Genomic DNA, 22,524 nt, shown 5'->3' on the forward strand with positions numbered 1-22,524 from the left:
ATCAGGTGCCCGTGCATGGTTAACTGCCGTTTAAAGCTCCATGCGGCAATCTTTCGTCGCATGGTGGCCACGCCCAGCCAAGAGAGAGCCCGATGAACCTTCGCCTGCTTCTGATCATGACGCTCGCGGCCCTGCCGTCACTCGCCGCGGCGGGCCAGGCCGATGTCGTTGGCGCGACGGCGGTGCGCAGCGGCGCGTCCTGGCGGTTCGACGTCACCGTCGCTCATGCAGATGAGGGCTGGGACCATTATGCCGACGCCTGGCGCGTGGTCGGCCCCGACGGCACGGTCTACGATACGCGCGAACTCGCGCACCCCCACGTGAACGAGCAACCCTTCACCCGCTCGCTGTCCGGTGTCGTTATCCCCGCCGGCGTGAGCCGCGTCAGTGTCGAGGCACGCGACAGCGTGCATGGCTGGGGCGGCGCCACGGTCGAGGTCGATCTCGCGCCGTGACTTCGATGCCTTGTATGAAAAATGTTTTTTATCAGGGTGGTAACCCCCTTTTCACGCGTGAAAAGGGGGCTGGAAGCTCAGGCCGACTGGCGCTCGCTCAGCGCCTCGACGATGGCGTCGCCCATCTCGGCGGTGCCCACCGTGCGGGTGCCCTCGCCCGCACCGAGATCCGGCGTGCGCAAGCCCTTGGCCAGGACGTCGTTGACCGAGGCCTCGAGCAGGTCCGCCTCGTCCCCGAGGTCGAAGGAGTAGCGCAGCGCCATGGCGAAGCTCAGGACGCAGGCGATGGGGTTGGCCTTGCCCTGCCCGGCGATGTCGGGCGCCGAGCCGTGCACCGGCTCGTAGAGCGCCTTGGGCCGGCCGTTCTCCATCGGCGCGCCGAGCGAGGCCGAGGGCAGCATCCCCAGCGAGCCGGTCAGCATCGCCGCCGCGTCCGACAGAAGGTCGCCGAACAGGTTGTCGGTGACGATCACGTCGAACTGCTTGGGCCAGCGCACCAGCTGCATCGCGCCCGCGTCGGCATACATGTGGGAAAGCTCGACATCGGCGTATTCGGTGTCGTGCACCTCCTGGACGACCTGGCGCCAGAGCACGCCCGACTCCATCACGTTGGCCTTCTCCATCGAGCAGACCTTGTTGCCGCGCTTGCGCGCGAGCTCGAAGGCCGAGCGGGCGACGCGGGCGATCTCGGCCTCGGTGTAGCGCTGGGTGTTGATGCCGACGCGCTCGTTGCCCTCGGTGACGATGCCGCGCGGCTCGCCGAAATAGATGCCCGAGGTCAGCTCGCGGATGATCATGATGTCGAGGCCCGCGACCACGTCGCGCTTGAGCGACGAGAACTCGGCCAGCGCGTCGAAGCACTGCGCCGGGCGCAGGTTGGCGTAGAGGTCCATCTCCTTGCGCAGGCGCAGCAGCCCGCGCTCGGGCTTCACGCTGAAGTCGAGCACGTCGTATTTCGGCCCGCCGACCGCGCCCAGAAGCACCGCGTCGACCGACTGCGCCTTGTCCATCACCGCGTCGGTGAGCGGCGTGCCATGCACGTCGTAGGAGGCACCGCCGACCAGGTCCTCGTCGATCTCGAAGGCGAGGCCGCGATTGCTGGCGAACCAGTCAATCACCTTGCGGACCTCGAGCATCACTTCGGGGCCGATGCCGTCACCGGGCAGGATCAGCAGTTTAATGGGCGTCATTGGTCGCACTCCGGACATAATTTTGCGCGGGGTTTTGTGCGATCCGGCCGCGAATGGCAAGGCCCGGCTGCGCAATGGTGGTGAAGTGTGAGTATTCTGGTAATCTCCGCGTGTGATCATGCTGAAGGGTGGAGATTGGCGCGCGTCGATCCGATCGCAGGCCTCGGGGCCTGCATTGTGCGTGTGAGTGGATGAGCTTCCGAATGGATCAGCATGTTGAGGGACGGAATCTCGTGACCCTCGGCGAGGTGTTCGATGACCTTTCCGACGGCATCATGCTGTTCGACGCCGATCTTCGTGTCGTCGCCTTCAATCGCGCTTATGCGCGGCTCTTCGAACTTGACGCAGACGAGATCAAGGCCGGCGACACGCTCGAGAACGTGCTCAGGACCCTGACGGGACGTGGCATGTTGGACACCGGCTCCCGCGGCGTCGATGCCGAGGTGGCACGCCGGCTCGCCGGCTGGCGCACGCCCGAGAACCGCGTCGAGACGCGGCGCCTTCGCAATGGCAGGCTGATCCGCATCACCCGGCGCGACCTGCCCGATGGCGGGATGATCAGCATCCATGTCGAACTGACCGAGGCCGACGAGCGCGAGCGCGAGCTCGAGCGCCAGCGCGCGCTCATGGCCTCGATTCTCGCCAACATCACCGACGGCGTCGCGCTGGTCGACGCCTCGTGCCGGTTCATCGCGTTCAACGACCGCTTCCTCGATCTCATGGGCGTACCTCGTGGCGCGGTACACTGGGGCGTGCATTTCTCGGAGCTTGCGCGGCACTTCGCCGATCTCGACGGCCTCAGCGAGGCCGGGCGCAAGACCGAGATCGACCGCCGCTACCGGTTCCTCTCGGATCCCTCGCGCAGCCGCGTGGTGCGCAACATGTTCGACGGCCGCACGGTCGACGTGAACAAGGCGATGCTCCCGGGCGGCGGCGCGTCGGTGCTGACGCTTCGGGATGTCACGACGGACCTGCGCCGTCGGCGCGAGGTCGAGGACGCGCGCCGCGAGGCGGAGGAGGCGAGCCGGCGCAAGAGCTCCTTCGTTGCGCGCCTCAGCCACGAGATGCGCAACGCGCTCAACGGTATTCTCGGCGTCTCGGCGCTGCTCGAGCGGGCGGAGCTTGGCGAACGCGAGCAGGCGCAGGTCGGGCTGATCTCGACCTCGGGCCGGATGCTCCTTCGCCTCATCGACGATGCCCTCGATGTCAGCCGCATCACGGCCGAGACGTCGGATATCAAGGTCGAGCCCTTCTCGTTGCCCGAACTTCTCGACGAGTGCATCGCCATGGTCGAGCAGCCGGCGCGCGAAAAGGGGCTCGAGCTGCGGCGCGAGGGGGCCGCCGTACCCTTGCCGGCGCTGCTTGGCGATGCCGTCCGGCTCAAGCAGATCGTGCTGAACCTGCTGACCAATGCCATCAAGTTCACCGAGCGCGGCACTGTCACCCTGGGCCTTGCGACCGAGCTCGGGCCCAATGCCGCGTATCTCTCGCTGTGGGTGGCGGACACCGGCATCGGCATTCCCGCCGACCAGCGCGAGGCGATCTTCGGCGAGTTCTACCAGATCCGGGACGGTGCTGCAGGGCGCGTGGGCGGCGTGGGCCTTGGCCTCGCGATCAGCGCGCGGTTGATCCAGGCGATGGGCGGCGCGATCCGCGTCGAGTCCGAGGCGCCGCATGGCAGCCGCTTCACCATTGCGCTGCGCCTGCCCTTCGCCGACGAGGACAACGGCGACACGCCGCAGTCGTAAGCGCCGGACAGCCGCCTGTCTTGCCTCATTGTCCCGCGGCGGCCACTGCCTTCGAGAGCACATCGAAACGGGCGAGAAACGCGTCCTGCACCTCGTTGATCGGGCGCGGCGCGAGCTTGACCTGCTCGGCCCATGCGGCGCGCGGCCGGGGAAAATGCTTCGCGGCCTCGCTCGGGCTGAAACCCGCGAGCTGGGTCGCCTCGAACCAGGCGGACAGTCGGTCGGCGCGCTTGATCTGCTTCTCGAGCTTTTCCGGTGTCGCCGGGGCCAGCCCGAAACGGATGTGGACGGCGGCCATCAGGCGGCTCTCGAATGCCTTGTAATCGAGTCCGAGCGCGGCCTTGAAGGGCGAGATCATGTCTCCGATCACGTATTCCGGCGCGTCGTGCAGCAGGGCCGTCAGCCGCTCGGCCGCGAGCGCCTTCGGTTTCAGTTCACCGAAGATGCGCTCGACCAGCAGCGAGTGCTCGGCCACGGTGAAAGGATGGTCGCCCGTGGTCTGGCCGTTCCAGCGTGCGACGCGGGCCAGGCCATGAGCGATGTCCTCGATCTCGACATCCAGCGGCGATGGGTCGAGCAGGTCGAGCCGCCGTCCCGAAAGCATCCGCTGCCAAGCGCGTGCCGCCATCACTCTCCCCGTCTCAGCCGCGCGGACTGCCTAGCGGCTGGCGGGAGGCAAGTAAATGGCGGCACGCGGCGGTGGCGCGTCAGATCTCGAGCACGCCATGCACGCCGCCGAGCCGGCTCTGGACCTACACCACCGGGGCGGCGCTAACTTGGTGCCCGGCCGCGCTGCTTGTGCGGGAATTGTCACGGCCCGGCGCGCGGCGCGTGACAGCGCATTGCCGAAACTGGGGCCTGATGCTAGGTGAGCCGCTGACCGTGAGACCGACAGAACCCCAGGAGCTCCCATGACCGCCGATTACGTCGTCAAGGACATCGCGCTCGCCGATTTCGGCCGCAAGGAGATCGAGATCGCCGAGACCGAGATGCCGGGCCTGATCGCCTGCCGCGCCGAGTTCGGCGACGCGAAGCCCCTCAAGGGCGCGCGGATCACCGGTTCGCTGCACATGACGATCCAGACCGCCGTCCTGATCGAGACGCTGGTCGCGCTGGGCGCCGAGGTGCGCTGGGCGTCGTGCAACATCTTCTCGACCCAGGACCATGCCGCCGCCGCCATCGCCGCCGCCGGCGTCCCGGTCTTCGCGGTCAAGGGCGAGACACTCGAGGATTACTGGACCTACACCGACGCGATCTTCCAGTGGCCGGACGGGCAGCCCTCGAACATGATCCTCGACGATGGCGGGGACGCGACGATGTACATCCTGCTCGGCGCCCGCGCCGAGGAGGGCGAGGACATCCTGTCGAACCCGGGCTCGGAGGAGGAGGAATACCTCTTCGCCCAGATCCGCAAGCGCATGAAGGCGAGCCCCGGCTGGTTCGTGAAGCAGCGCCACGCCATCAAGGGCGTGACCGAGGAGACGACGACCGGCGTCAACCGGCTCTACCAGCTGATGGAGAAGGGCCGCCTGCCGTTCCCGGCGATCAACGTCAATGACAGCGTCACCAAGTCGAAGTTCGACAACAAGTACGGCTGCAAGGAAAGCCTGGTCGACGGCATCCGCCGTGGCACCGACGTGATGATGGCCGGCAAGGTGGCCGTGGTCTGCGGCTACGGCGATGTCGGCAAGGGCTCGGCCGCGTCGCTCAAGGGCGCGGGCGCACGCGTGCTGGTGACCGAGATCGACCCGATCTGCGCGCTGCAGGCCGCGATGGACGGCTACGAGGTCGTCACCCTCGAGGAAGCCGCGCCGCGCGCCGACATCGTCATCACCGCGACCGGCAACAAGGACGTCGTGACCGTCGATCACATGCGCAAGCTCAAGGACATGTGCATCGTCGGCAACATCGGCCACTTCGACAACGAGATCCAGGTCGCCGGCCTCAAGAACTTCAAGTGGACGAACATCAAGCCGCAGGTCGACATGGTCGAGTTCCCGGACGGCAAGCGGATGATCCTGCTTTCCGAAGGGCGGCTCCTGAACCTCGGCAACGCGACCGGTCATCCCAGCTTCGTGATGTCGGCGAGCTTCACCAACCAGGTACTGGGTCAGATCGAGCTGTTCGCCAAGGGCGAGCAGTACGAGAACAAGGTCTACGTCCTGCCCAAGCATCTCGACGAGAAGGTGGCCCGGCTCCATCTCGAGAAGCTCGGCGTGAAGCTCACGAGGCTCTCGGACCAGCAGGCCGAGTATATCGGCGTCAAGCCGGTCGGCCCGTTCAAGCCCGACCACTACCGCTACTGAGGCCGGGCGGACCAGTCAGGATGCCGGCGGGGCGCTTTCCCGCCGGCGGAAGATGGCGACAAGCCCCTGCGCGTCCGCATGCTCGTGGTCGGCGCCGCGATAGACCGGGACGAGCACGAAGTCGACGGGGGTAATGACCTCCTTCGCCACCAGCGTCGCGAAGGCCGAGCCGAACCCGGCCTCGTCGAATGCCTCCTCCTTGATGCCCAGCGCGAAGAGGGCGCCGGGTGCCGCCACGCGCATCAGCTCGGGCAGGCAGCCGGGCCCGACATGGCCATGGGTGAAGGTCCCGGTGCTGATGAACCCGCCATAGTCGCGATCCGGCATGGGCAGGGGCCTGGTCAGGTCGGCGACGATCCGCTTGCGGTAGAGGCCCTTGGCGCCGGCGACCTCGAGCATCTCGGCGGAGATGTCGACGCCGTCGATCGGGATACCCGGCAGGGCGGCGGCGACGAGCCCCGTGCCTGCCCCGATATCGAGGACGGGCACGTTCCGGTCCGTCATCCGCGCGCGAAACAGCGCGGCGACCTCGGCCGGATAGATGTAGCCATGGCTTTCGGCGAAGTCGCGATCGTAGTCGCGCGCCCATTCGCCATAAAGCCGCACCGAATCCTGCGGCGTTTTCAACGCATAGGCCGCCTCGAGCGAGCCGCCGGCGTCCTTCTTCCCGTCATCGGAGGAACTCATGGCGCGAGCCTAGCAGCCCGCGCGGAAATGGAAAGGGCCGAGGCGGTCGCCCGCCCCGGCCCCGCGGCCTCGCAAGGCGCTCAGAAATGGATCACGAGATCCGTCAGGAAGCGCCAGCCATAAGCGTCGTACTTGTCCTGCAGCACGTTCACGTCGGCGCCGACGCCGAACATGACGTTCTCGGTGACGGCATAGCGGAAGCCGCCGCCGATGGTCAGGATCGTGTTGGGATTGGCCGATCCGAGGTCGATGATGTCCGCGCCCGTGAGCTTGTCGAGCGGCGCCGCCGAGCTCGGGATCTGGTCGCCGCCGTCGATCGGCACGAACAGGTTCATCTCGAGCGCCGGGAAGAAGTTGTCGAACAGCTCGTAGTCGCCGTGCAGCGAGGCAAGGAACGTCGAGGTTCCGGTGTCGCCGAGCGCGATCTGCGCACCGATCATGCCCTGGAGCTGGGTGCGGTCCCACAGCTTGGCGGCCGAGACGAACGGGTTGAGATAGCCGCCGTCGATCCCGTTGAGCTCGAGTCCCGCGGTGTCGAGGTTGCCGACCGGGATCGTGTAGCGCAGGCCGGGCGTCACGATCAGCCCGTTCGCCGGGTCGCTGACCACGGCGTATTTCAGGCCGATGGCGATGTCGTTCCAACCGTCGGCATCAGGCAGGCTGTTCTTGAAGTCGATCCAGGAATAGCCGTCGGTCGTGGCGATGAAGCCGAGCCGGTCGGTGATCGCAAGCCGCGCCTGGATGCCCACGACATTGACGTTGCCGCCATCGCCGGCGCCTGCCGGAAAGTCGTTCGGGATGTCGTGATAGGCGTAGAACGGCTTCACCTCGGTGGTGATGAAGGGGGTCTCGTTGAACACCGGGTTGGTGATCGGCGGGCGGTAGTCGGTGAATCCGACCTCGCCGAACGAGCCTTCGAGGTCGAGGCCGAACGGCCCTTCGGCTGCGGCGGGCGATGCGATCATGGCGGCCAGCAGGGCGGCGCCCGTCAGGATGGTTGAACCTCTCATTGTCCTTCTCCGTTCGTATGTCATCTCGATGGCCCGGAACTCCCCTCTCCAGGCCGTGGCCCGCTTGTGACGCCGTGTTGCCCTGGCGGCATTGATCTGGGTCAGATGCGCGCTCTGGTCGCAGGACGCGCAAGAATGTGTGGCCCCGTGGCCATCGCCGGGCACGGCACCCGCCATGCCCGCCGCCAATTGGGCGGATCGCGGATTTCGTGCTTTACTCGGGGACCGCGTGGCGACAGGTTCTGCCCGAGCGTTGCCGGCGCGTCGCGTCGGTCCACCGGTGGCACGGGATGCCGCAGGCGGAGGGGATGGATGATCAGCCTGTACACGCCGATCCTGCCGCAGCGGACAGGGACGGCGGACTATGCGAACCTGATGCTGCGCGACCTCGCGCGCGCGGGCGTGCCGCGCACGCGGGTGCGGGTCGTCGTCGACAGCGGGCGCATCGACATGACGACGGCCACCGTTCCCGGCGGGTATGACGTCATTTCCTACCGTGCATTGCCCAATGTCGTGGCGCCGGGCGACACCGCCATCTTCTTCATCGCGAACAACGAGCATCACGGCTACATCCACGCCGCGCTCCGCGATCTGACGGTGCTGCCGGGTGGGCGCGTGATCGCCGTCGTGCACGAGCCGTGCTGCGCGATGCTGCTCGACAGCCTCGCCTTCCACTATCAGCACGGCTTCACGCTGGAATCGCTCAAGGCATCGCTGGCGGCCCAGTATGGCGCGATGACCCCGGTGTTCCTGTCGCAGTTCCGCGACGGGTATCTGTCCGACATCTTTCACTTCACCAGCCACGCGCTGGGCCATGTGCTGACGAAGGCGCACGAGGTCTGGACGCACAGCCTCTATGCCGCGCTCAAGCTCACCCTCGAGTCGACGCTTGCGCCCGAGAACCTTCCGCGTTTCCGGCTGGTCGCGCATCCCGACTACGACCCGCTGGCGCCGCCACGGCCGGCCCATAGTGCGACGCCGGTGACGCGACGGACGCCGGATGCCGCGCCGGCCGAGCCGCACTTCGTGGTGGGTGTGTTCGGATGGGTGTCGCGCCCCAAGCGCGTGATCCAGGCGATCCGCGGCTTCCACCGGTTCCTGACACGGCTCGATCCCGACGAGCTCGACGCGATCGAGATGCGCGTCGTGGGGGCGCTGCCCGATCCGCGAAGCTACGATCCGCGCGGCGCCGCGGCCGAACTCGGCCTCGGCGACCGGATCGTTTTCCACGATTTCGTCGACTCGGAAACCTTCCGCCAGCTGCAGGCGACCTCGAGCATCCAGCTCAATCTCAGGTATCCCTCCTGCGGCGAGACCAGCGGCACGCTGAAGGGCGCAAGCCAGTCCGCGGTGCCGTCGATCGTGACCGATTACCAGGCGTTTCGCGAGGTCGAGGCCGACGAGGCGATCAGTTTCCTGCCCGGGCGGGAAGAAGACGAGATCGCGGATGCGCTGCACCGCCAGTATCTTCGCTGGTCCGGCCGCGCCGCGCCGCAGCCGCGAGAGCGCGTGGTGCCGGCGCCGACGAGGCAGCGGCTCGACCGGCTGATTGCCGGCATCGCCGGCGCCGGCGACACGGGCGAGACCCGGCTTGATACGGGCGTTGCCCAGGGGACGGACGATCGCGGCCGAAAGATCGCGAGAGCATGAAGCACATGTTGGACGGACGGAGCACGATGGCGGTCTTCAGCGGCGGGGCAAAGGTCTCGGAACTCGAGAAAAAGCTGGCGCGCATGGAGGCGCGCGTCGCCGAACTCGAGCAGCGGCTCGCGCGGAGCGAGACGCGTTTCGAGATGTCGGTGCGGTTCTTCGAGCATCGGGTCGATCAGATCTACGCGCGAATCCTGCCTGTGCTGGGTCGCGAGACGGGACTGTTCGCGGGTCCCGACGAGCCGGTGGCGTCGCCCGCCCTGGTCGCCCGCCCGGCCGGCGAGGTCGAATCCTTCAGCTCGCTCGCCGACGCGTCCGATGGCTTCCTGCGTCCCGGCCGTTACGGCTCGCCCTTTGCCGAGGCGGGCTTCCGGCTGGCGCTCGGCCTTGCGGTCGAGCGTGACGGCGCGGTCGAGGTCCAGTCGGACCAGCGCGGTGCGGCCATGTTCGGTCCCTACAAGCGGATGACCCCGGGCGACTACCGCCTGCTGTGGACGGTAGCGCCGGCCCCGGACGCGACGGGCAGCGTCGCGCTGGGGTTCGACCTCTACTCGCCCACCATCGACCGGGTGATCGCCCATGCGAACCTTACCGGCGTGCTCGATGGGCCGCGCACGGTCGAGCTGCCGGTGACCATCGGCCCCGAGCTGAGCGAGGCGGTCTTCGAGCTGCGCGTCCACCAGCAGGGCGGCGCCGCGGCACGGATTGCCGCGCTTGATCTCATGTCCGCCTGAGGGCGACGCGACCGGTGGCCGGCCCGTGACCCCCCGAAAGCCGGATTGCTTCGGCGGTGGCGCCTCGGCGGCACTGCTCACTGCCAGGGAGACCGCCCATGCGGCGCTGTGTTCTTCATATCGGAAGTGAAAAGACCGGGACGACCAGCATCCAGGCGCATTTCGGCCGCAGCCGTGAGGGGTACCGCGCGGCCGGCGTGCTCTACCCCGAGACCGGAAGCCTGCCGGGGCTGTTCGTGCACAAGGGCATCAGCCAGGCGATTCGCGGCGATCGAGGCGAGATCGACCACAGGATCTTCGAGGCGCTCGCCGCCGAGGTCGGGGCGGCCCCGGACTGCGCCACGACGGTGATCTCGTCCGAGTTCTTTCACAGCGAGTTTCGCCTGCCGGGTCGGATCGCCGCCGTGCGCGAGGCGCTGGGCGCAATCTTCGACCGGATCGAGATCGTGCTCTATGTCCGCCGACAGGACCGCATGGCCGTGAGCATGCATTCCACGGCCCTCAAGGGGGGCTGGTCGGCCGAGAAGAACCCGCTCTCGGTGCGCAAGGGCAAGGGTGACTACTATTTCGATTTCGCCGCGATCGCCGACAACTGGAGCGCCGCCTTCGGGCGCGAGGCGCTGAGGGTGCGCGTCTATGACCGCCGCTCGCTGCTCAACGGCAGCATCATCGACGATTTTTGCGCCGCGGCGGGCGTCGGGCGGGTCGAAGGCGGCGTGGACCTCGCCCTCAACGTCTCGCCGTCGTGGCAGGCGCTCGAGGTGATCCGGCTGTTCAACACCGGGAGCGCCGGGAACGATGCCGACCTGCGCCAGCGGCTCTGGCGCTGCCTGTCGGACCAGGAAGGCGACCGGACGCCGTTGCTGCCGCGCGCGCAGGCCGAGGAGTTCCTCGCCCGGTTCGCCGCGTCGAACGAGCGTCTGGCGCAAGAGTATCTCGGTCTCGACGCGGCAACGCCCTTCGACCAGGACTTCTCCGACTACCCCGAGGAGCGCCCGCATCTGACCCCGGTCGAGATCGTCGAGCGGCTTGCCGCCTGTTTCCCGGGCCGAGAAGCGTAAGCGCGCCGTCTCGCGCGAAGGCCCGAGCCCGAACCGGGGCCGAGGGCAACCCGATCGGTCGCCAGGCTGGCATCTCGATTCCCGCTGCGCCAATCTAGGGCCCCGGCGCACGCAGCCCCGCGACGCGCCTGTCCTGTCCTGTCCGTTGCGGAGTGGAGATCGATGTCCGGAACCCCTGACGCTCGCGCCATTGCCTATCGCCACCCGCAGCCGACCGCGATGCTGCCCGACATCCTGATCGGCGGCGCGCTCGATCTCGATGCGGACCCCGGGGACTGGGTGCCGCAGGCCGAGAACGTCTGGTTCCGGCCGCTGCTGCTCTGCGTCTCGGCCGGGTACTACGTCAACCTCCTGAGGGTCCGGAAATCCGGCATCCTCTCGCGCCACCGGCATTCCGGGCCCGTGCACGCCTTCACGCTGCGCGGCTCGTGGCATTACCTCGAGCATGACTGGGTGGCGCGCGAGGGCGGTTACGCGTTCGAGCCGCCGGGCGAGACCCATACCCTGGTCGTGCCCGAGGGCGTCGAGGAGATGGTGACCCTGTTTCACGTGACCGGCGGCTACACCTATGTCGACCCGGACGGCGTGGCCTGCGGCTACGAGGACGTCTTCACCAAGCTCGATGCCGCCCTTGCGCATTGCGACCGAAGCGGGCAGCCGCGCTCGCGCGTCGAGGCGCTGATCCGCTGATCGGCCATCACCCGCCGCGCGGTTCCGGCGCCCTTCCGCCGGCGCCGTGAAACCGAATTTCAAAAAATTGGCCAGAACAGTTGACCGCTCGCTGCCCTTGCGGAAAGCTGTGCCCCGACATGAAGCGGCCGCCCGGACGGCCCAACCACCAAGGGGAGGACATCATGACGATCTCACGCAGGTCTGCCGTCCTGGCGCTCTCGGCACTCGCCATCGCGGCCGGCATGGGCGCACCGCGCCCGGCCATGGCCGCCGACGACATTCCCGTAGGCATTCTCCTGCCGCTCTCGGGGTCGGTGGCTCCCATCGGGATCAACAACCGCCGCGGCCACGAACTTGCGATCGAGGAGATCAACGCCGCGGGCGGGATCAAGTCGCTGGGCGGCGCCAAGCTGGTGATGGTCGACGGTGACACCCAGGGCAACCCGAATGTCGGCATCTCGGAGGTCGAGAAGCTGGCGCGGCGCGATGTCGTCGCGATCATGGGCGCCTATCAGTCGGGCGTGACCTTCCCGACGACGCAGATGGCCGAGCGCCTTGGCGTCCCCTATATCGACCCGGTCGCCATCGCCGACTCGATCACCGAGGGGCGCGGCTTCAAGTACACCTTCAAGGTCTCGCCGCTGGCGTCGTGGTACGCGCGCGACCAGATCCGCTTCGTCGTCGACACGTCGACCGCCGCGGGCAATCCCGCCAAGAGCGTCGTGCTGCTGCACGAGGACACGCTGTTCGGCACCTCGACCGCCGAGGGTCAGGTGAAGGCGGCGAAGGAATACGGCCTCGAGGTGCTGGCCGACATCTCGTATCCCAAGGATACGCCCGACATGACCTCGATCATCGCGCAGGTGAAGGACCTCAACCCCGACGCGCTGCTGCTGGTGTCCTATATCAACGACGCGGTGCTGATCACCCGGACGATGAAGGAGCTGGGGGTGAACATCCCGATCGTCGGCACCTCGGCCGGCCATATCGACCCGGCCTATATCACCAACCTTGCCAAGGATGCCGACCTGACCTTCACGGTCGGCGAGTGGAACGTCGACATCGACAAGGCGGGCGCGGCCGAGATCGCCAAGCGCTTCGAGGAGAAGTTCGGCGTGCCGATGAACGGCCACGCGGCCGAGACCTACATGTCCACCATGGTGCTGCGTGATGCGCTCGAACGTGCCGGCTCGACCGACCGCGCCAAGCTGCGTGACGCCCTGGCCGAGACCCGCATCTGCGGCGACGACAACATCCTCCCCTATGACTGCATCCGCTTCGGCGAGAGCGGCCAGTCGCCTGAGGCGCAGCTGGTGGTTCTGCAGATCGTCGACGGTGTCCACAAGACCGTGTGGCCGCCCGAGGTTGCCGCGACCAAGCCGGTTTGGCCGGTTCCGGCCTGGGACGCGCGCTGAGCCACGCCATGCGACGATGCGCCAGCGCGCCCCCGCCGGGGCGCGCTGGTATCCCTCGCAGTCTGAGCTGACGGAAGCCGAGCCATGTCGGACGTGTACCTGCAAGCCCTGATCAGTGGCTTGATGATTGGCGGGGTCTATGCCCTCGTCGCCGTGGGACTGACGCTGATCTTCGGGGTGATGGACATCATCAACTTCGCCCATGGCGAGTTCCTGATGTTCGGCATGTACGGGGCGTTCTTTGCCTCGGCCCTTTTCGGGATCGACCCCTACCTGAGCGCGGTGATGGCGCTTCCACTGTTCTTCGCGATCGGTTGGGCCGTGCAGGGGGTCCTGATCCGCCCCGTCGTCGGCAAGAGCCACGCGATCCAGATCCTGCTGACGCTGGGCCTCTCGCTCCTGATGCAGGCGCTCGCGCAGTTCCTGTTCTCGGCCGATTTCCAGAGCCTCAAGGTCGATTATGGCTCGGCCACGTTCGATCTGTCCGGCGCGCGGGTCAGCTACACTCGCCTCGCCGCCTTCGCGATCTCGATGGGGATGTGCGCGGCGCTCTGGGTCTTCCTGCAGCGCACCGACACCGGCAAAGCCCTGCGCGCCTGCGCCGAGGAACACGAGGGCGCGCAGGCTGTCGGCATCGATATCGCGCGGATGTACAAGATCGCCTTCGGGCTCGGCATCGCCTGCGTCGCGATCGCCGGCATCGTGATGACGCCGTTCTTCTACGTGGCGCCGGTGGTCGGGCCGAAATTCACGCTGGTCGCCTTCGTGATCGTCGTCCTCGGCGGGCTGGGTAATATTCCCGGCGCGGTGGCCGGGGCACTGATCGTCGGGGTTGTCGAAAGCGTCGGCGCGCTGGTGATGCCCTCGCCCTCGCTCAAGGATCTGGCGGTCTACGTCCTCTTCATCCTTGTCCTGCTGTTCCGCCCGCAGGGGCTCTTCGGCGGAAAGGGGGCCTGAGATGGCAGCGCTGCGCGCCAACTGGTTCTACCTCGCCGTGCTTATCGGGTTGCTGATCCTGCCCGCCTACGCCGAATCCGAGTTCGTCACCGCGGTGATGCCGCGCGGGCTGTCGGGCTCGGCGCTGCTGCACATCTTCGTGCTGATCTTCTTCTTCGCCTTCATGAGCCAGGCCTGGAACATCATCGGCGGCTTCGCCGGCCAGCTCTCGATCGGCCATGCGGCGTTCTTCGGCATCGGCGCCTATGTCTCGACGATCTGCTACGTCCATCTGGGCCTCACACCGTGGCTGGGCATGTTCGTCGCGGCGGTCTTCACCGCGCTGGTCGGCGCGGGGCTCGGGCTGATCAGCTTCCATTACGGCCTCAAGGGGCCGTTCTTCGCGCTGGTGACGGTCGCCTTCGCCGAGATCACGCGCCTGATCCTGCTGCACTGGGAATTCGTGGGCGCGGCCAATGGCATCCTGCTGCCGTTCTCGCCCAACCCCACCTTCTGGGAGTTCCAGTTCACCAGCAAGGAGCCCTACTACTACATCGCCCTTGCGATGATGCTCGCCTCGATCGCGCTGGTCGCATGGATCGCCCGGTCGCGCTTTGGCTATTACCTGCACGCCATCCGACAGGACGAGGACGCGGCCGAGGCCGTCGGCGTGCCGACCAAGCGCTGCAAGGTCCAGGCGATCGCGCTGTCGGCCGCGCTGGCGGGGCTCGGCGGCACCTTCTATGCGCAGTACACGCAATACATCGTGCCCGACGACATGGTCGTGGGCCGCGTCTCGGTCGAGATCCTGCTGGGCGCGGTGATCGGCGGGGCCGGCACCGTCATGGGGCCGATCGTCGGCGCCTTCATCCTGATCCCCGTGGGCGAGGCGACGCGCGTGATCTTCGAGGGCGGCGGCACCGGAACCTCGCTCTCGACCCTGATCGCGGCCGACATGAGCTTCGGCGACAAGTTCGTCGCCTATCTCGACTATCTGGCGGCGGGCGGCGGCGGGGGACTTGCGATCATCCTCTATGGCTGCCTCCTGATGGTCGTTGTTCTCGGGATGCCCGGTGGCGTGCTGCCCTGGCTCGCCGGGCTGCGGGCCCGTGCACGCCGCCGCGCGGAGGCGAGCGCATGAGCCTGATGGAAGCCAAGGGCGTCACCCGGCGTTTCGGCGGCCTTACGGCGGTCAACGCCGTCGACTTCCGCGTCGAGCAGGGCGAGATCGTGGGGCTGATCGGCCCCAACGGCGCCGGAAAGACGACCTTCTTCAACCTGATCTCGGGCTTCCTGCGGCCCGACGAGGGCGAGATCCGTTTCGACGGGCAGAGCATCATCGGGCACAAGCCCTCGGACATCTGCAAGCGCGGCATGACGCGCACCTTCCAGATCGTGAAGCCCTTCCCCGAGATGACCGTCACCGACAACGTGATGGTCGGTGCCTTCAATCATCACCGCGACCGCGCGGCCGCGCGCGCCAAGGCGAGCGAGGTGATCGAGCTCGTCGGGCTGGGGCCTCAGGCCGCCAAGCTGGGCCGCGAGCTGACCGTGGCCGGCCGCAAGCGGGTCGAGCTTGCCAAGGCGCTCGCGACCGAGCCGAAGCTCATGCTGCTCGACGAGGTGATGGCTGGCCTGACACCCTCGGAAGTCGCGGGCATGATCGAGGTGCTTGGCCGGGTCCGTGCCGCCGGCGTCACCATGGTCATCGTCGAGCATGTGATGCAGGTGATCATGAACCTTTCCGACCGGATCTACGTGCTCCATCACGGCGAGGCGATCGCCGAGGGCGCGCCGGACCAGATCGTCTCGGACGCCAAGGTGACCAAGGCCTATCTGGGCGAGAGTTTCGTCGCCGAGGCGGGCGGAGGGGCGGCGTCATGAGCATGCTCAGGATCTCGGGGCTGCGCACCGGCTATGGCGACGTGCCGATCCTCCACGGCCTCGACCTCGAGATCGAGGAGGGCATGATCGGCGCCGTGGTCGGCGCGAATGGCGCGGGCAAGACCACGACGATGCGGGCGATCGCCGGCATCCTGCCGGCCTGGCAGGGCGAGATCCATGTCGCGGGCGAGCGCATCGACGGCCTCGCGCCGCAAAAGCGCGTCGAGGCGGGCGTCATCCTCGTGCCCGAGGGCCGCAGGCTGTTTCCGTCGATGAGCGTGCGCGAGAACCTCGAACTCGGCTCGCTCCATCCCCGCGCCAGGTCGGCCCGTGCCGGCACGCTCGAACAGGTGTTCGAGATCTTCCCGCGGCTGCGCGAGCGCGAGAACCAGCGGGCCGGCACCCTCTCGGGCGGCGAGCAGCAGATGTGCGCGATCGGGCGCGGCCTGATGGGCCTGCCGCGTGTCCTGATGCTCGACGAGCCCTCGCTCGGCCTCGCGCCCATCGTGGTCGAGACGATCTTCGACGTCGTCCGCAGGATCCGCGCCGAGGGGGTGACGGTCCTCATGGTCGAGCAGAACGTGCGCCACGCGCTGGCGCTGTCGGACCGGGCCTGGGTGCTCGAGCATGGCAGGATCGAGATCGAGGGCGCGGGCGACGAGATGCTCGCCGACGAGCGCGTGCGCCGCGCCTATTTGGGAATGTGAGACGGCCCCACGCGCAGACAGCGAGCAGGAAGATGCCTCAGACCTACAATGTCGCGATCATCGGCCTCGGCGTGATCGGCCGGCGGATGCTGACCAACATGCCGAAACAGGGGCGGCTCAGGATCGCCGGCGGATGGGATCGCGATCCCGCCGTCTGCGCGCAGGCCGTGGCGGATTTCCCGGGCCTCGTGATCGCCGACAGTGCCGAGGCGCTGATCGCCTCGGGCGGTGTCGATCTCGTCTATATCGGCGTTCCGCCACGGGCGCACGGCGTCTACTCGCGCGCGGCGATGGCGGCGGGCAAGGCCGTGTTCTGCGAGAAGCCCCTCGGCGTCGATCTCGACGACAGCCGCGCACTGGTCGCGCAGGCGCAGAAGGCCGGGGCGGTGCAGGCCGTCAATCTCTCGCTGGCCGCGGCGCGCGGGGTGGGGGTGATGCGCCAGGCGCTGGCAGACGGCAGCCTTGGCCGCATCGCGGGCGCCGACATCCGCCTGCATTTCACGCGCTGGCCACGCGGGTGGCAGGCCTCGGCCACATGGCTCGCGGGACGGGCCGAGGGCGGTTTCACCCGCGAGGTCGCGACCCATTTCCTCTACCTGAGCGATGCGCTCTTCGGCCCTGGCGAGCTGATCGCGGCCTCGGCGGCCTATCCGGGCGGCGACGAGGATGCCGAGACCCATATTCTGGCACAGCTCGAGTTCGGCGGCGTCCCCGTGACGCTCGCGGGTTCGGTCGGGGGGGCGGGGCCCGTTCTCGTGGAGTTCACCCTCTGGGGCGAGGCGCGCTCTTACCGGCTCGGCGATTTCTACCGCCTCTCGTCCTCGACCGGCGACGGGTGGGAGGACGCCCTGACGGGGATCGAGAACCCGGCCCTCGACGCCTACATGCTCCAGCTCGACGAGGTGGTGAAGATGCTCGACGGGGCGCCGCACGTCCTGCCGAACTTCGCCGGGGCCCTCCGCGTGCAGGAGCTGGTCGAGGGGATCCTCGCGCCCGACTGAGCGCGCGTCACACCGGCTCGACCCCGTGGTCGAGGCCCAGCACATGCGCGGCCCAGCCAAGATGCCCCAGGAAAGTGGCATCGCGGCGGAAGGCGCCGATGAACTGCACGCCAACCGGCATGCCGTTTGGCCCGCTCGCGGCGGGAAGGGTCGCGCAGGGGCCCAGAAGCAGGGTCCACATCCGGTTGAACAGGGGGTCGCCGGTGGTCTCGAGCCCGCGCGGCGCCTCGCCCTTCGCGGCCGGGGCGAGGATGAGGTCATAGTTTCCGAACAGCCGCGCCATCGTCGCGTGGCATGACTCGGCGACGGCGCGCGCATCGGCCAGTTCCTGCTCCGAGACCGCCTCGCCGCGCTCGAGCACGGCGCAGAGCTGGGGGCTCAGCGTGTGGCGCTGCTCCTTCCACTCCTGCGCCAGTGCCGCGACCGCGCCGGTTGCGAAGATGATGTCCTGCGCCTCCGCGAGCCGCGCGAAGGCGGGCGGGAGATCGGGCTCGCCCACCTCGCCACCCGCCGACTTGAGGCGTGCGGCCACCTGCTCCACGGCGGCGCGGGTCTCGGGCTCGGCTTCGGACCAGTGCGCCGTGCGGACCAGGCCGACGCGCGCGGCCGAGCCATGCTGCTCGGGCACCGCCTCGCCGGTGACGGACGTGAACCACAGCGCGGCATCGGCGACCGTGCGCGAGAACACGCCCAGCGAATCGAGCGCCGCCGCCAGCGGCTTCACGCCGGTCATCGGCACGCGCCCCTTGCTCGTCTTGAACCCGACGACGCCGCAGAAGGATGCCGGCCGGATCACCGAGCCCACGGTCTGCGTGCCGAGCGCCAGCGGCGCCATGCCCGAGGCGACCGCCGCCGCCGAGCCGCTCGACGACCCGCCGGGCGTGCGCCCCGGGTCGTGCGGATTGCGCGTCTTCCCCGGCCGGTAGGTCGCGAACTCGGTCGTCACCGTCTTGCCCAGGATCACCGCGCCGGCCGCCCTCAGGCGCTCGACGCAATCGGCGTCGCGCTGGGGCCGGTGCCCGGCATAGATCGTCGAGCCATAGCCGGTGGGCATGTCGTCGGTGTCGATGATGTCCTTCACGGCGACGGGGACACCATGCAGCGGCCCGCGCGGCGGCTCGGCGTCACGCGCGCGGGCCTCGTAGATCGCGCCGTCCAGATCGAGCCATTCCCAGGCCTGGACCGTGCCGTCGCGTGCCGCGATGCGGTGGAAGCAGGAAAGCACGGCCTCTTCGCTGCGCAGCGTGCCCGCACGGATCCGCACCGCGATCCCGGTTGCCGTCAGTGTCCATGGCTCGGCCATTGCGCCTCTCCCGCCGCCCGCTGCACCTTGGGGTGAGCGGCGGAGATCCTAGCGCCCGGCCCGCGCCCGCGCCATGGCGTTCGCATCTGTCACGTCATGAGGACATAGGTGCCGGGCGCGTCCGGAAGCCCCGGCTCCGCCGCGAAGCCCAAGCCCGGCGGTGTCGCCGGCTCGCCCGAGCGCGCCTCGAGCCAGTCGCACCATGCCGGCCACCACGATCCCTCGCGCAGCGTGGCCTTCTGCAGCCATTCGTCGGGCGAGCGATGGTTCATGTCGTGCGTGCGCATGTCGATGCGGTAATGCCGCCGGGGGTGCCCCGGCTCCGACACCACGCCCGCATTGTGCCCGCCCTTGGTGAGGACGAAGGTCACCTCGCCATCGGTCTGCTGGTGCACCTTGAAGACCGAGCGCCACGGCGCGACGTGGTCGGTCTCGGTGCCGACCGCGAAGACCGGGACGCGGATGTCGCCCAAGGCGACCGGGCGGCCCTCGACCTCGTACTTTCCGGCCGACAACTCGTTGTCGAGGAACAGCTTTCGCAGGTACTCCGAATGCATCCGGAAGGGCATGCGCGTGGTGTCGGCGTTCCACGCCATCAGGTCGTTCATCGGGTCGCGCTCGCCCATCAGGTAGACGCGCAGCATGCGCGACCAGATCAGGTCGTTCGAATGCAGCAGCTGGAAGGCACCCGCCATCTGCTTGGCGTCGAGGAAGCCCTGTTCCCACATCATGTCCTCGAGGAAGGTGACCTCGCTTTCGCTGATGAAGAGCATGAGCTCGCCTGCCTCCGAGAAATCGCTCTGCGCCGCGAAATAGCTGATGCTTTGCAGCCGGTCGTCGCCGTCGCGTGCCATCGCCGCCGCCGCGATCGAGAGCAGCGTCCCGCCCAGGCAGTAGCCCACCGCATGGACCTTCTGGCCGGGGCAGATGCCGCCGATGGCGTCGAGGGCGGCCATCGGGCCCAGCTTGCGGTAGTCCTCCATGCCGAGGTCGCGATCCTCGGGGCTCGGGTTGCGCCACGAGATCATGAACACCGTGAAGCCCCGCTCGGTGAGATAGCGCACCATCGAGTTCGCGGGGCTGAGGTCGAGGATGTAGTATTTCATGATCCAGGCCGGCACGATCAGGATCGGCTCGGGCCGGACCTTGTCGGTCGCGGGCGCGTACTGGATCAGCTCGATCAGGCGGTTGCGGTAGACGACCTTGCCGGGCGTCACCGCGACATCGAGGCCGACGCGGAAGTCCTCGGCGCCGACGGGCGGCTTGCCGGCGGCCATGCGGTCGAGGTCCTCGACCAGGTTCTGCGCACCGCGCACCAGGTTCTGGCCCAATTCGTCGCGCGTGCGTTCCAGCAGTTCCGGGTTGGTCGCGATGAAGTTCGACGGCGAGAAGATGTCGAGCACCTGGCGCGCCGCGAATTCCGCCGCGCGTTCGTGCCCCGGGGTCACGCCGCGGACGCCGGTGGTCGCGTTGTGCCACCACTGCTGGGTCAGCAGGAAGCTCTGGTAGATCAGGTTGAAGGGCGGCTTCTGCCAGCTCTCGTGGCGAAACCGGCGGTCCTGCGCCAGCGGCTCGATGCAGGGCTCGTCGGCAGCGTGCGAGAAGGCGCAGCTTGCCGCGTAGCGCTGGAGGCGGATCGCCTTGCGCAGGGCCTTCGAGGCCAGCTGGCTCTGCTTGCCGGGCGAGGTCGCCAGGTGGATCGCCCAGTCCGCCCATGTCGCCCACAGCGCCGCGGGCGAGAGGCCGGCGGTCATCCGGGCGATCAGGGCCCGGGTCGCGTGGTCCATGATCTCGCCAGCCGCCGTCATCGAGTAGCTGTCGAGCTCGGCCTCGGGCGGGAGCGGGATCCTCGGCAAAAGCGGGCGCGCCCGCGACGTGGTCCCATCGACCAAAAGTCCCGCGGGCTGCGTGCTGGGCTGGGGCATCACGACCTCCGAATCTCATTGACAGGTCCTGATAGCGCTGAGGCGGCGCGCCGGCCTTGATGCAGCGCAATATCAGGCGCGGCGGCGGGGATGCGTCTAGTCCTGCGGCCGCCAGTCGGTCATGCGCAGCCCCTGGCCGCCCAGTCGCTCGAAGGCGCGGGCGCGGCAGGTCAGGACGATGATCTGCAGGTCGCGCGCCTGCCGGTGCAGGGCGTCGAACATCTTCTCGATGCGCGCATCGTCCGAATAGACCAGCGCGTCGTCGAGGATCACCGGCACGGGCTGCCCGCCGCGCGCGAGCAGCCGCGCGAAGGCAAGCCGCGTGAGCACCGCAAGCTGCTCGCGCGTCCCGCCGCTCAGGGCGGCCACGGCCTCGTCCTGCCCGTCACGGCCCAGCGTCTCGGGCAACAGCGTCGTGTCGTCGAAGCCGACCGACGCCTCGTCCAGCAGCATCGCCAGCAGTGGCTTAAGCTCGGCCATCACCGGGCCGAAATACTGGTCCCGTGCCGCCGTTCGGGCCTCGTCGAGCGCGCGCCTGAGGCGCGTGAGCGCCGCGACCTCGGCCTCGACGTGGCCCAGATGCGCCCGCGCCGCCTCGAGCCGACCGCGCGTCTCCTCGTGGCGTTCCTCGATCGCCTCTTCGGCGCGGGCGGTGATCCGGCCCGTGAGCCCCGCGATCTCGCGCTCGAGCTGCTCGGTCTCTTCGCGCGCACGGGCGAGGGCCGAGGCTGCGCGGGTCGCCGCGGCCTCGGCAGCGGCAAGATCGGGGGCGTCGGCGCGCAGCGCTTCGGCGCCGGCGCGGGCTTTGGCATGGGTGTCGGCGGTCTCGGATTCGGCCGCGCGCAACGCCGCCAGCCGCGCGGTGCGGCCATCCTCGGGGCCCAGTGTTTCGTCGAGCGCGTCCAGCCCCTCGCGCGCCCGGGTCAGCTCGTGGCTGGCGTTGATGTCGGCCTCGCGGGCTGCCTCGTGGCGCGCGCGCGCGGTCTCGCGGGCGGCGCGCGCCTCGCCCAGCCGTGTCACGGCGGCCGCGTGCGCGGCTTCGGCCGCCTGCGGGTCGGCCGCGCTCTCGCCTGGGTCCGAGGGCGCCGTTGCGTCCTCGAGCTGACCGATCGCCAGCCGCAACGCGTCGAGCCCCTCGGGCGCATGGGCGTCGAGCTCGGCTTTCGCGCTGCGGGCGGTGCTGCGCGCCTCGGCCGCCCGCGCCGCGCGCGCGCGCAACGCCGCGAGATCCTCGGCGCCAAGCCGCGCAAGCGCGTCCCGCCGCTCAGCTTCGGCCGTTTCGAGAGCGGCGTCGATCTCGGCCGCACCCCGGTCCTCGCCCGGCGCCAGCGTCAGCCGCCCGATCCCGTCGAGATCGAGCGTCACGAGCCCCGCGAGCGCGCGCGTCTCGCCATCCGCGAGCACCACGTCGCCCAGGCGGACCCGGCCTGCGGCGCCTGCCTCGTAGTTCACGGTGAGCCTGAGCGCCGAGGCCGCGAGGGCGGCCTTCAGCTCGGTGATCCGGCGTTCGAGCGCGTCGAGCGCGGCCAGCTCGGCGTCGGGCACGGCCAGGCCCCGGGCCTCGGCCGCCGCCTGCTCGCCCCGGCGCCGGGCTTCCTCGGCGCGTTCCAGCCGGGCGCGCAACTCGGCCAACCGGCTTGCCGCCTCGGCCGCCCGGGCCGCGCGGCGCGCGGCCTCCATGCTGCGGCCCGCGGTCTCGGCGGCGGTCTCCGCCTCGCGCAGTTCGGCCTCGGCGCGTGCCTGCGCGGCCGCGGCGGCCTCGCGCGCGGCCGCGGTTTCGGCCTTGCGTCCCTCGGCGCGCGACAGCGACTCCGCCGCCCGGGCGGCGCGGTCGAGGTCC

The 22,524-nt window shown here is 69.0% G+C and carries 19 protein-coding genes and 1 pseudogene; 13 read left to right on the forward strand and 7 right to left on the reverse strand.

Annotated elements, in window-relative coordinates; translation table 11 throughout:
* Positions 1–92 precede the first annotated feature (92 nt).
* A complete protein-coding gene (locus H0I76_RS17860) occupies positions 93–455 on the forward strand; it encodes a hypothetical protein (RefSeq protein ID WP_200613119.1) in 363 nt (120 codons plus the stop codon).
* Positions 456–532: 77 nt separating this feature from the next.
* On the opposite strand, the gene leuB is transcribed toward H0I76_RS17860, so the two are convergent.
* Positions 533–1,645 (reverse strand): 3-isopropylmalate dehydrogenase, encoded by a 1,113-nt coding sequence (leuB, locus tag H0I76_RS17865; protein ID WP_200613122.1) that lies wholly within the window; start codon positions 1,643–1,645, stop codon positions 533–535.
* Between the two features lie 203 nt (positions 1,646–1,848).
* Here leuB and H0I76_RS17870 point away from each other — a divergent pair, with 203 nt between their 5' ends.
* Positions 1,849–3,393: a sensor histidine kinase gene (locus H0I76_RS17870; RefSeq protein WP_200613125.1), complete on the forward strand. Its 1,545-nt coding sequence runs from the start codon at positions 1,849–1,851 to the stop codon at positions 3,391–3,393.
* 25 nt (positions 3,394–3,418) lie between these two features.
* On the opposite strand, the gene H0I76_RS17875 is transcribed toward H0I76_RS17870, so the two are convergent.
* Complete coding sequence (locus tag H0I76_RS17875) at positions 3,419–4,021, reverse strand: HD domain-containing protein (RefSeq protein ID WP_200613128.1); 603 nt, start codon at positions 4,019–4,021, stop codon at positions 3,419–3,421.
* A gap of 283 nt (positions 4,022–4,304) precedes the next feature.
* Between H0I76_RS17875 and ahcY the strand changes: the two genes are divergently transcribed.
* A complete protein-coding gene (gene ahcY, locus H0I76_RS17880) occupies positions 4,305–5,699 on the forward strand; it encodes an adenosylhomocysteinase (protein WP_200613131.1) in 1,395 nt (464 codons plus the stop codon).
* A gap of 15 nt (positions 5,700–5,714) precedes the next feature.
* Here ahcY and H0I76_RS17885 read toward each other — a convergent pair whose 3' ends face one another.
* Positions 5,715–6,386 carry a class I SAM-dependent DNA methyltransferase gene (locus tag H0I76_RS17885; protein ID WP_200613134.1) on the reverse strand — a complete coding sequence of 224 codons (672 nt, stop codon included), beginning with the start codon at positions 6,384–6,386 and terminating at the stop codon, positions 5,715–5,717.
* 80 nt (positions 6,387–6,466) lie between these two features.
* A complete protein-coding gene (locus H0I76_RS17890; protein WP_200613137.1) occupies positions 6,467–7,396 on the reverse strand; it encodes a hypothetical protein in 930 nt (309 codons plus the stop codon).
* 312 nt (positions 7,397–7,708) lie between these two features.
* Between H0I76_RS17890 and H0I76_RS17895 the strand changes: the two genes are divergently transcribed.
* The 10 genes from H0I76_RS17895 to H0I76_RS17940 all read left to right on the forward strand — a co-directional run bounded on the left by H0I76_RS17895 (position 7,709) and on the right by H0I76_RS17940 (position 17,456).
* Positions 7,709–9,046: a glycosyltransferase family protein gene (locus H0I76_RS17895; RefSeq protein WP_200613140.1), complete on the forward strand. Its 1,338-nt coding sequence runs from the start codon at positions 7,709–7,711 to the stop codon at positions 9,044–9,046.
* Positions 9,043–9,780 carry a hypothetical protein gene (locus tag H0I76_RS17900; RefSeq protein WP_200613143.1) on the forward strand — a complete coding sequence of 246 codons (738 nt, stop codon included), beginning with the start codon at positions 9,043–9,045 and terminating at the stop codon, positions 9,778–9,780. Before H0I76_RS17895 ends, H0I76_RS17900 begins: the two co-directional genes overlap by 4 nt.
* Before the next feature lie 98 nt (positions 9,781–9,878).
* Positions 9,879–10,841, forward strand: coding sequence for a hypothetical protein (locus tag H0I76_RS17905; protein ID WP_200613146.1), 963 nt, complete (start codon positions 9,879–9,881; stop codon positions 10,839–10,841).
* A 162-nt stretch (positions 10,842–11,003) separates the two neighbouring features.
* Positions 11,004–11,531: a 2,4'-dihydroxyacetophenone dioxygenase family protein gene (locus H0I76_RS17910; protein ID WP_325166479.1), complete on the forward strand. Its 528-nt coding sequence runs from the start codon at positions 11,004–11,006 to the stop codon at positions 11,529–11,531.
* Between the two features lie 164 nt (positions 11,532–11,695).
* Positions 11,696–12,928 carry an ABC transporter substrate-binding protein gene (locus H0I76_RS17915; protein WP_200613149.1) on the forward strand — a complete coding sequence of 411 codons (1,233 nt, stop codon included), beginning with the start codon at positions 11,696–11,698 and terminating at the stop codon, positions 12,926–12,928.
* 84 nt (positions 12,929–13,012) lie between these two features.
* The gene (locus tag H0I76_RS17920) at positions 13,013–13,885 is read left to right on the forward strand and encodes a branched-chain amino acid ABC transporter permease (RefSeq protein WP_200613152.1); all 873 of its coding nucleotides are present in this window, start codon (positions 13,013–13,015) and stop codon (positions 13,883–13,885) included.
* Between the two features lies 1 nt (position 13,886).
* Entirely contained in the window at positions 13,887–15,005 is a 1,119-nt protein-coding gene (locus H0I76_RS17925; protein WP_200613155.1) for a branched-chain amino acid ABC transporter permease, read from the forward strand.
* Positions 15,002–15,748 carry an ABC transporter ATP-binding protein gene (locus tag H0I76_RS17930; protein ID WP_200613158.1) on the forward strand — a complete coding sequence of 249 codons (747 nt, stop codon included), beginning with the start codon at positions 15,002–15,004 and terminating at the stop codon, positions 15,746–15,748. The genes H0I76_RS17925 and H0I76_RS17930 overlap by 4 nt, the downstream gene beginning before the upstream one ends.
* Positions 15,745–16,455: an ABC transporter ATP-binding protein gene (locus tag H0I76_RS17935; RefSeq protein ID WP_325166480.1), complete on the forward strand. Its 711-nt coding sequence runs from the start codon at positions 15,745–15,747 to the stop codon at positions 16,453–16,455. The genes H0I76_RS17930 and H0I76_RS17935 overlap by 4 nt, the downstream gene beginning before the upstream one ends.
* Before the next feature lie 32 nt (positions 16,456–16,487).
* On the forward strand, positions 16,488–17,456 hold the full coding sequence (locus H0I76_RS17940; protein ID WP_200613161.1) for a Gfo/Idh/MocA family protein: 969 nt from the start codon (positions 16,488–16,490) through the stop codon (positions 17,454–17,456).
* A 7-nt stretch (positions 17,457–17,463) separates the two neighbouring features.
* On the opposite strand, the gene H0I76_RS17945 is transcribed toward H0I76_RS17940, so the two are convergent.
* The 3 genes and pseudogenes from H0I76_RS17945 to H0I76_RS17955 form a co-directional block, all read right to left on the reverse strand.
* Complete coding sequence (locus H0I76_RS17945; RefSeq protein ID WP_200613164.1) at positions 17,464–18,759, reverse strand: amidase; 1,296 nt, start codon at positions 18,757–18,759, stop codon at positions 17,464–17,466.
* 89 nt (positions 18,760–18,848) lie between these two features.
* Positions 18,849–20,684: a PHA/PHB synthase family protein gene (locus H0I76_RS17950; RefSeq protein WP_200613167.1), complete on the reverse strand. Its 1,836-nt coding sequence runs from the start codon at positions 20,682–20,684 to the stop codon at positions 18,849–18,851.
* A 96-nt stretch (positions 20,685–20,780) separates the two neighbouring features.
* A pseudogene (locus H0I76_RS17955) lies at positions 20,781–22,524 on the reverse strand (AAA family ATPase); the annotation flags it as partial.

The organism is Thermohalobaculum xanthum (assembly GCF_016623495.1).
GTDB classification, from domain to species: domain Bacteria; phylum Pseudomonadota; class Alphaproteobacteria; order Rhodobacterales; family Rhodobacteraceae; genus Thermohalobaculum; species Thermohalobaculum xanthum.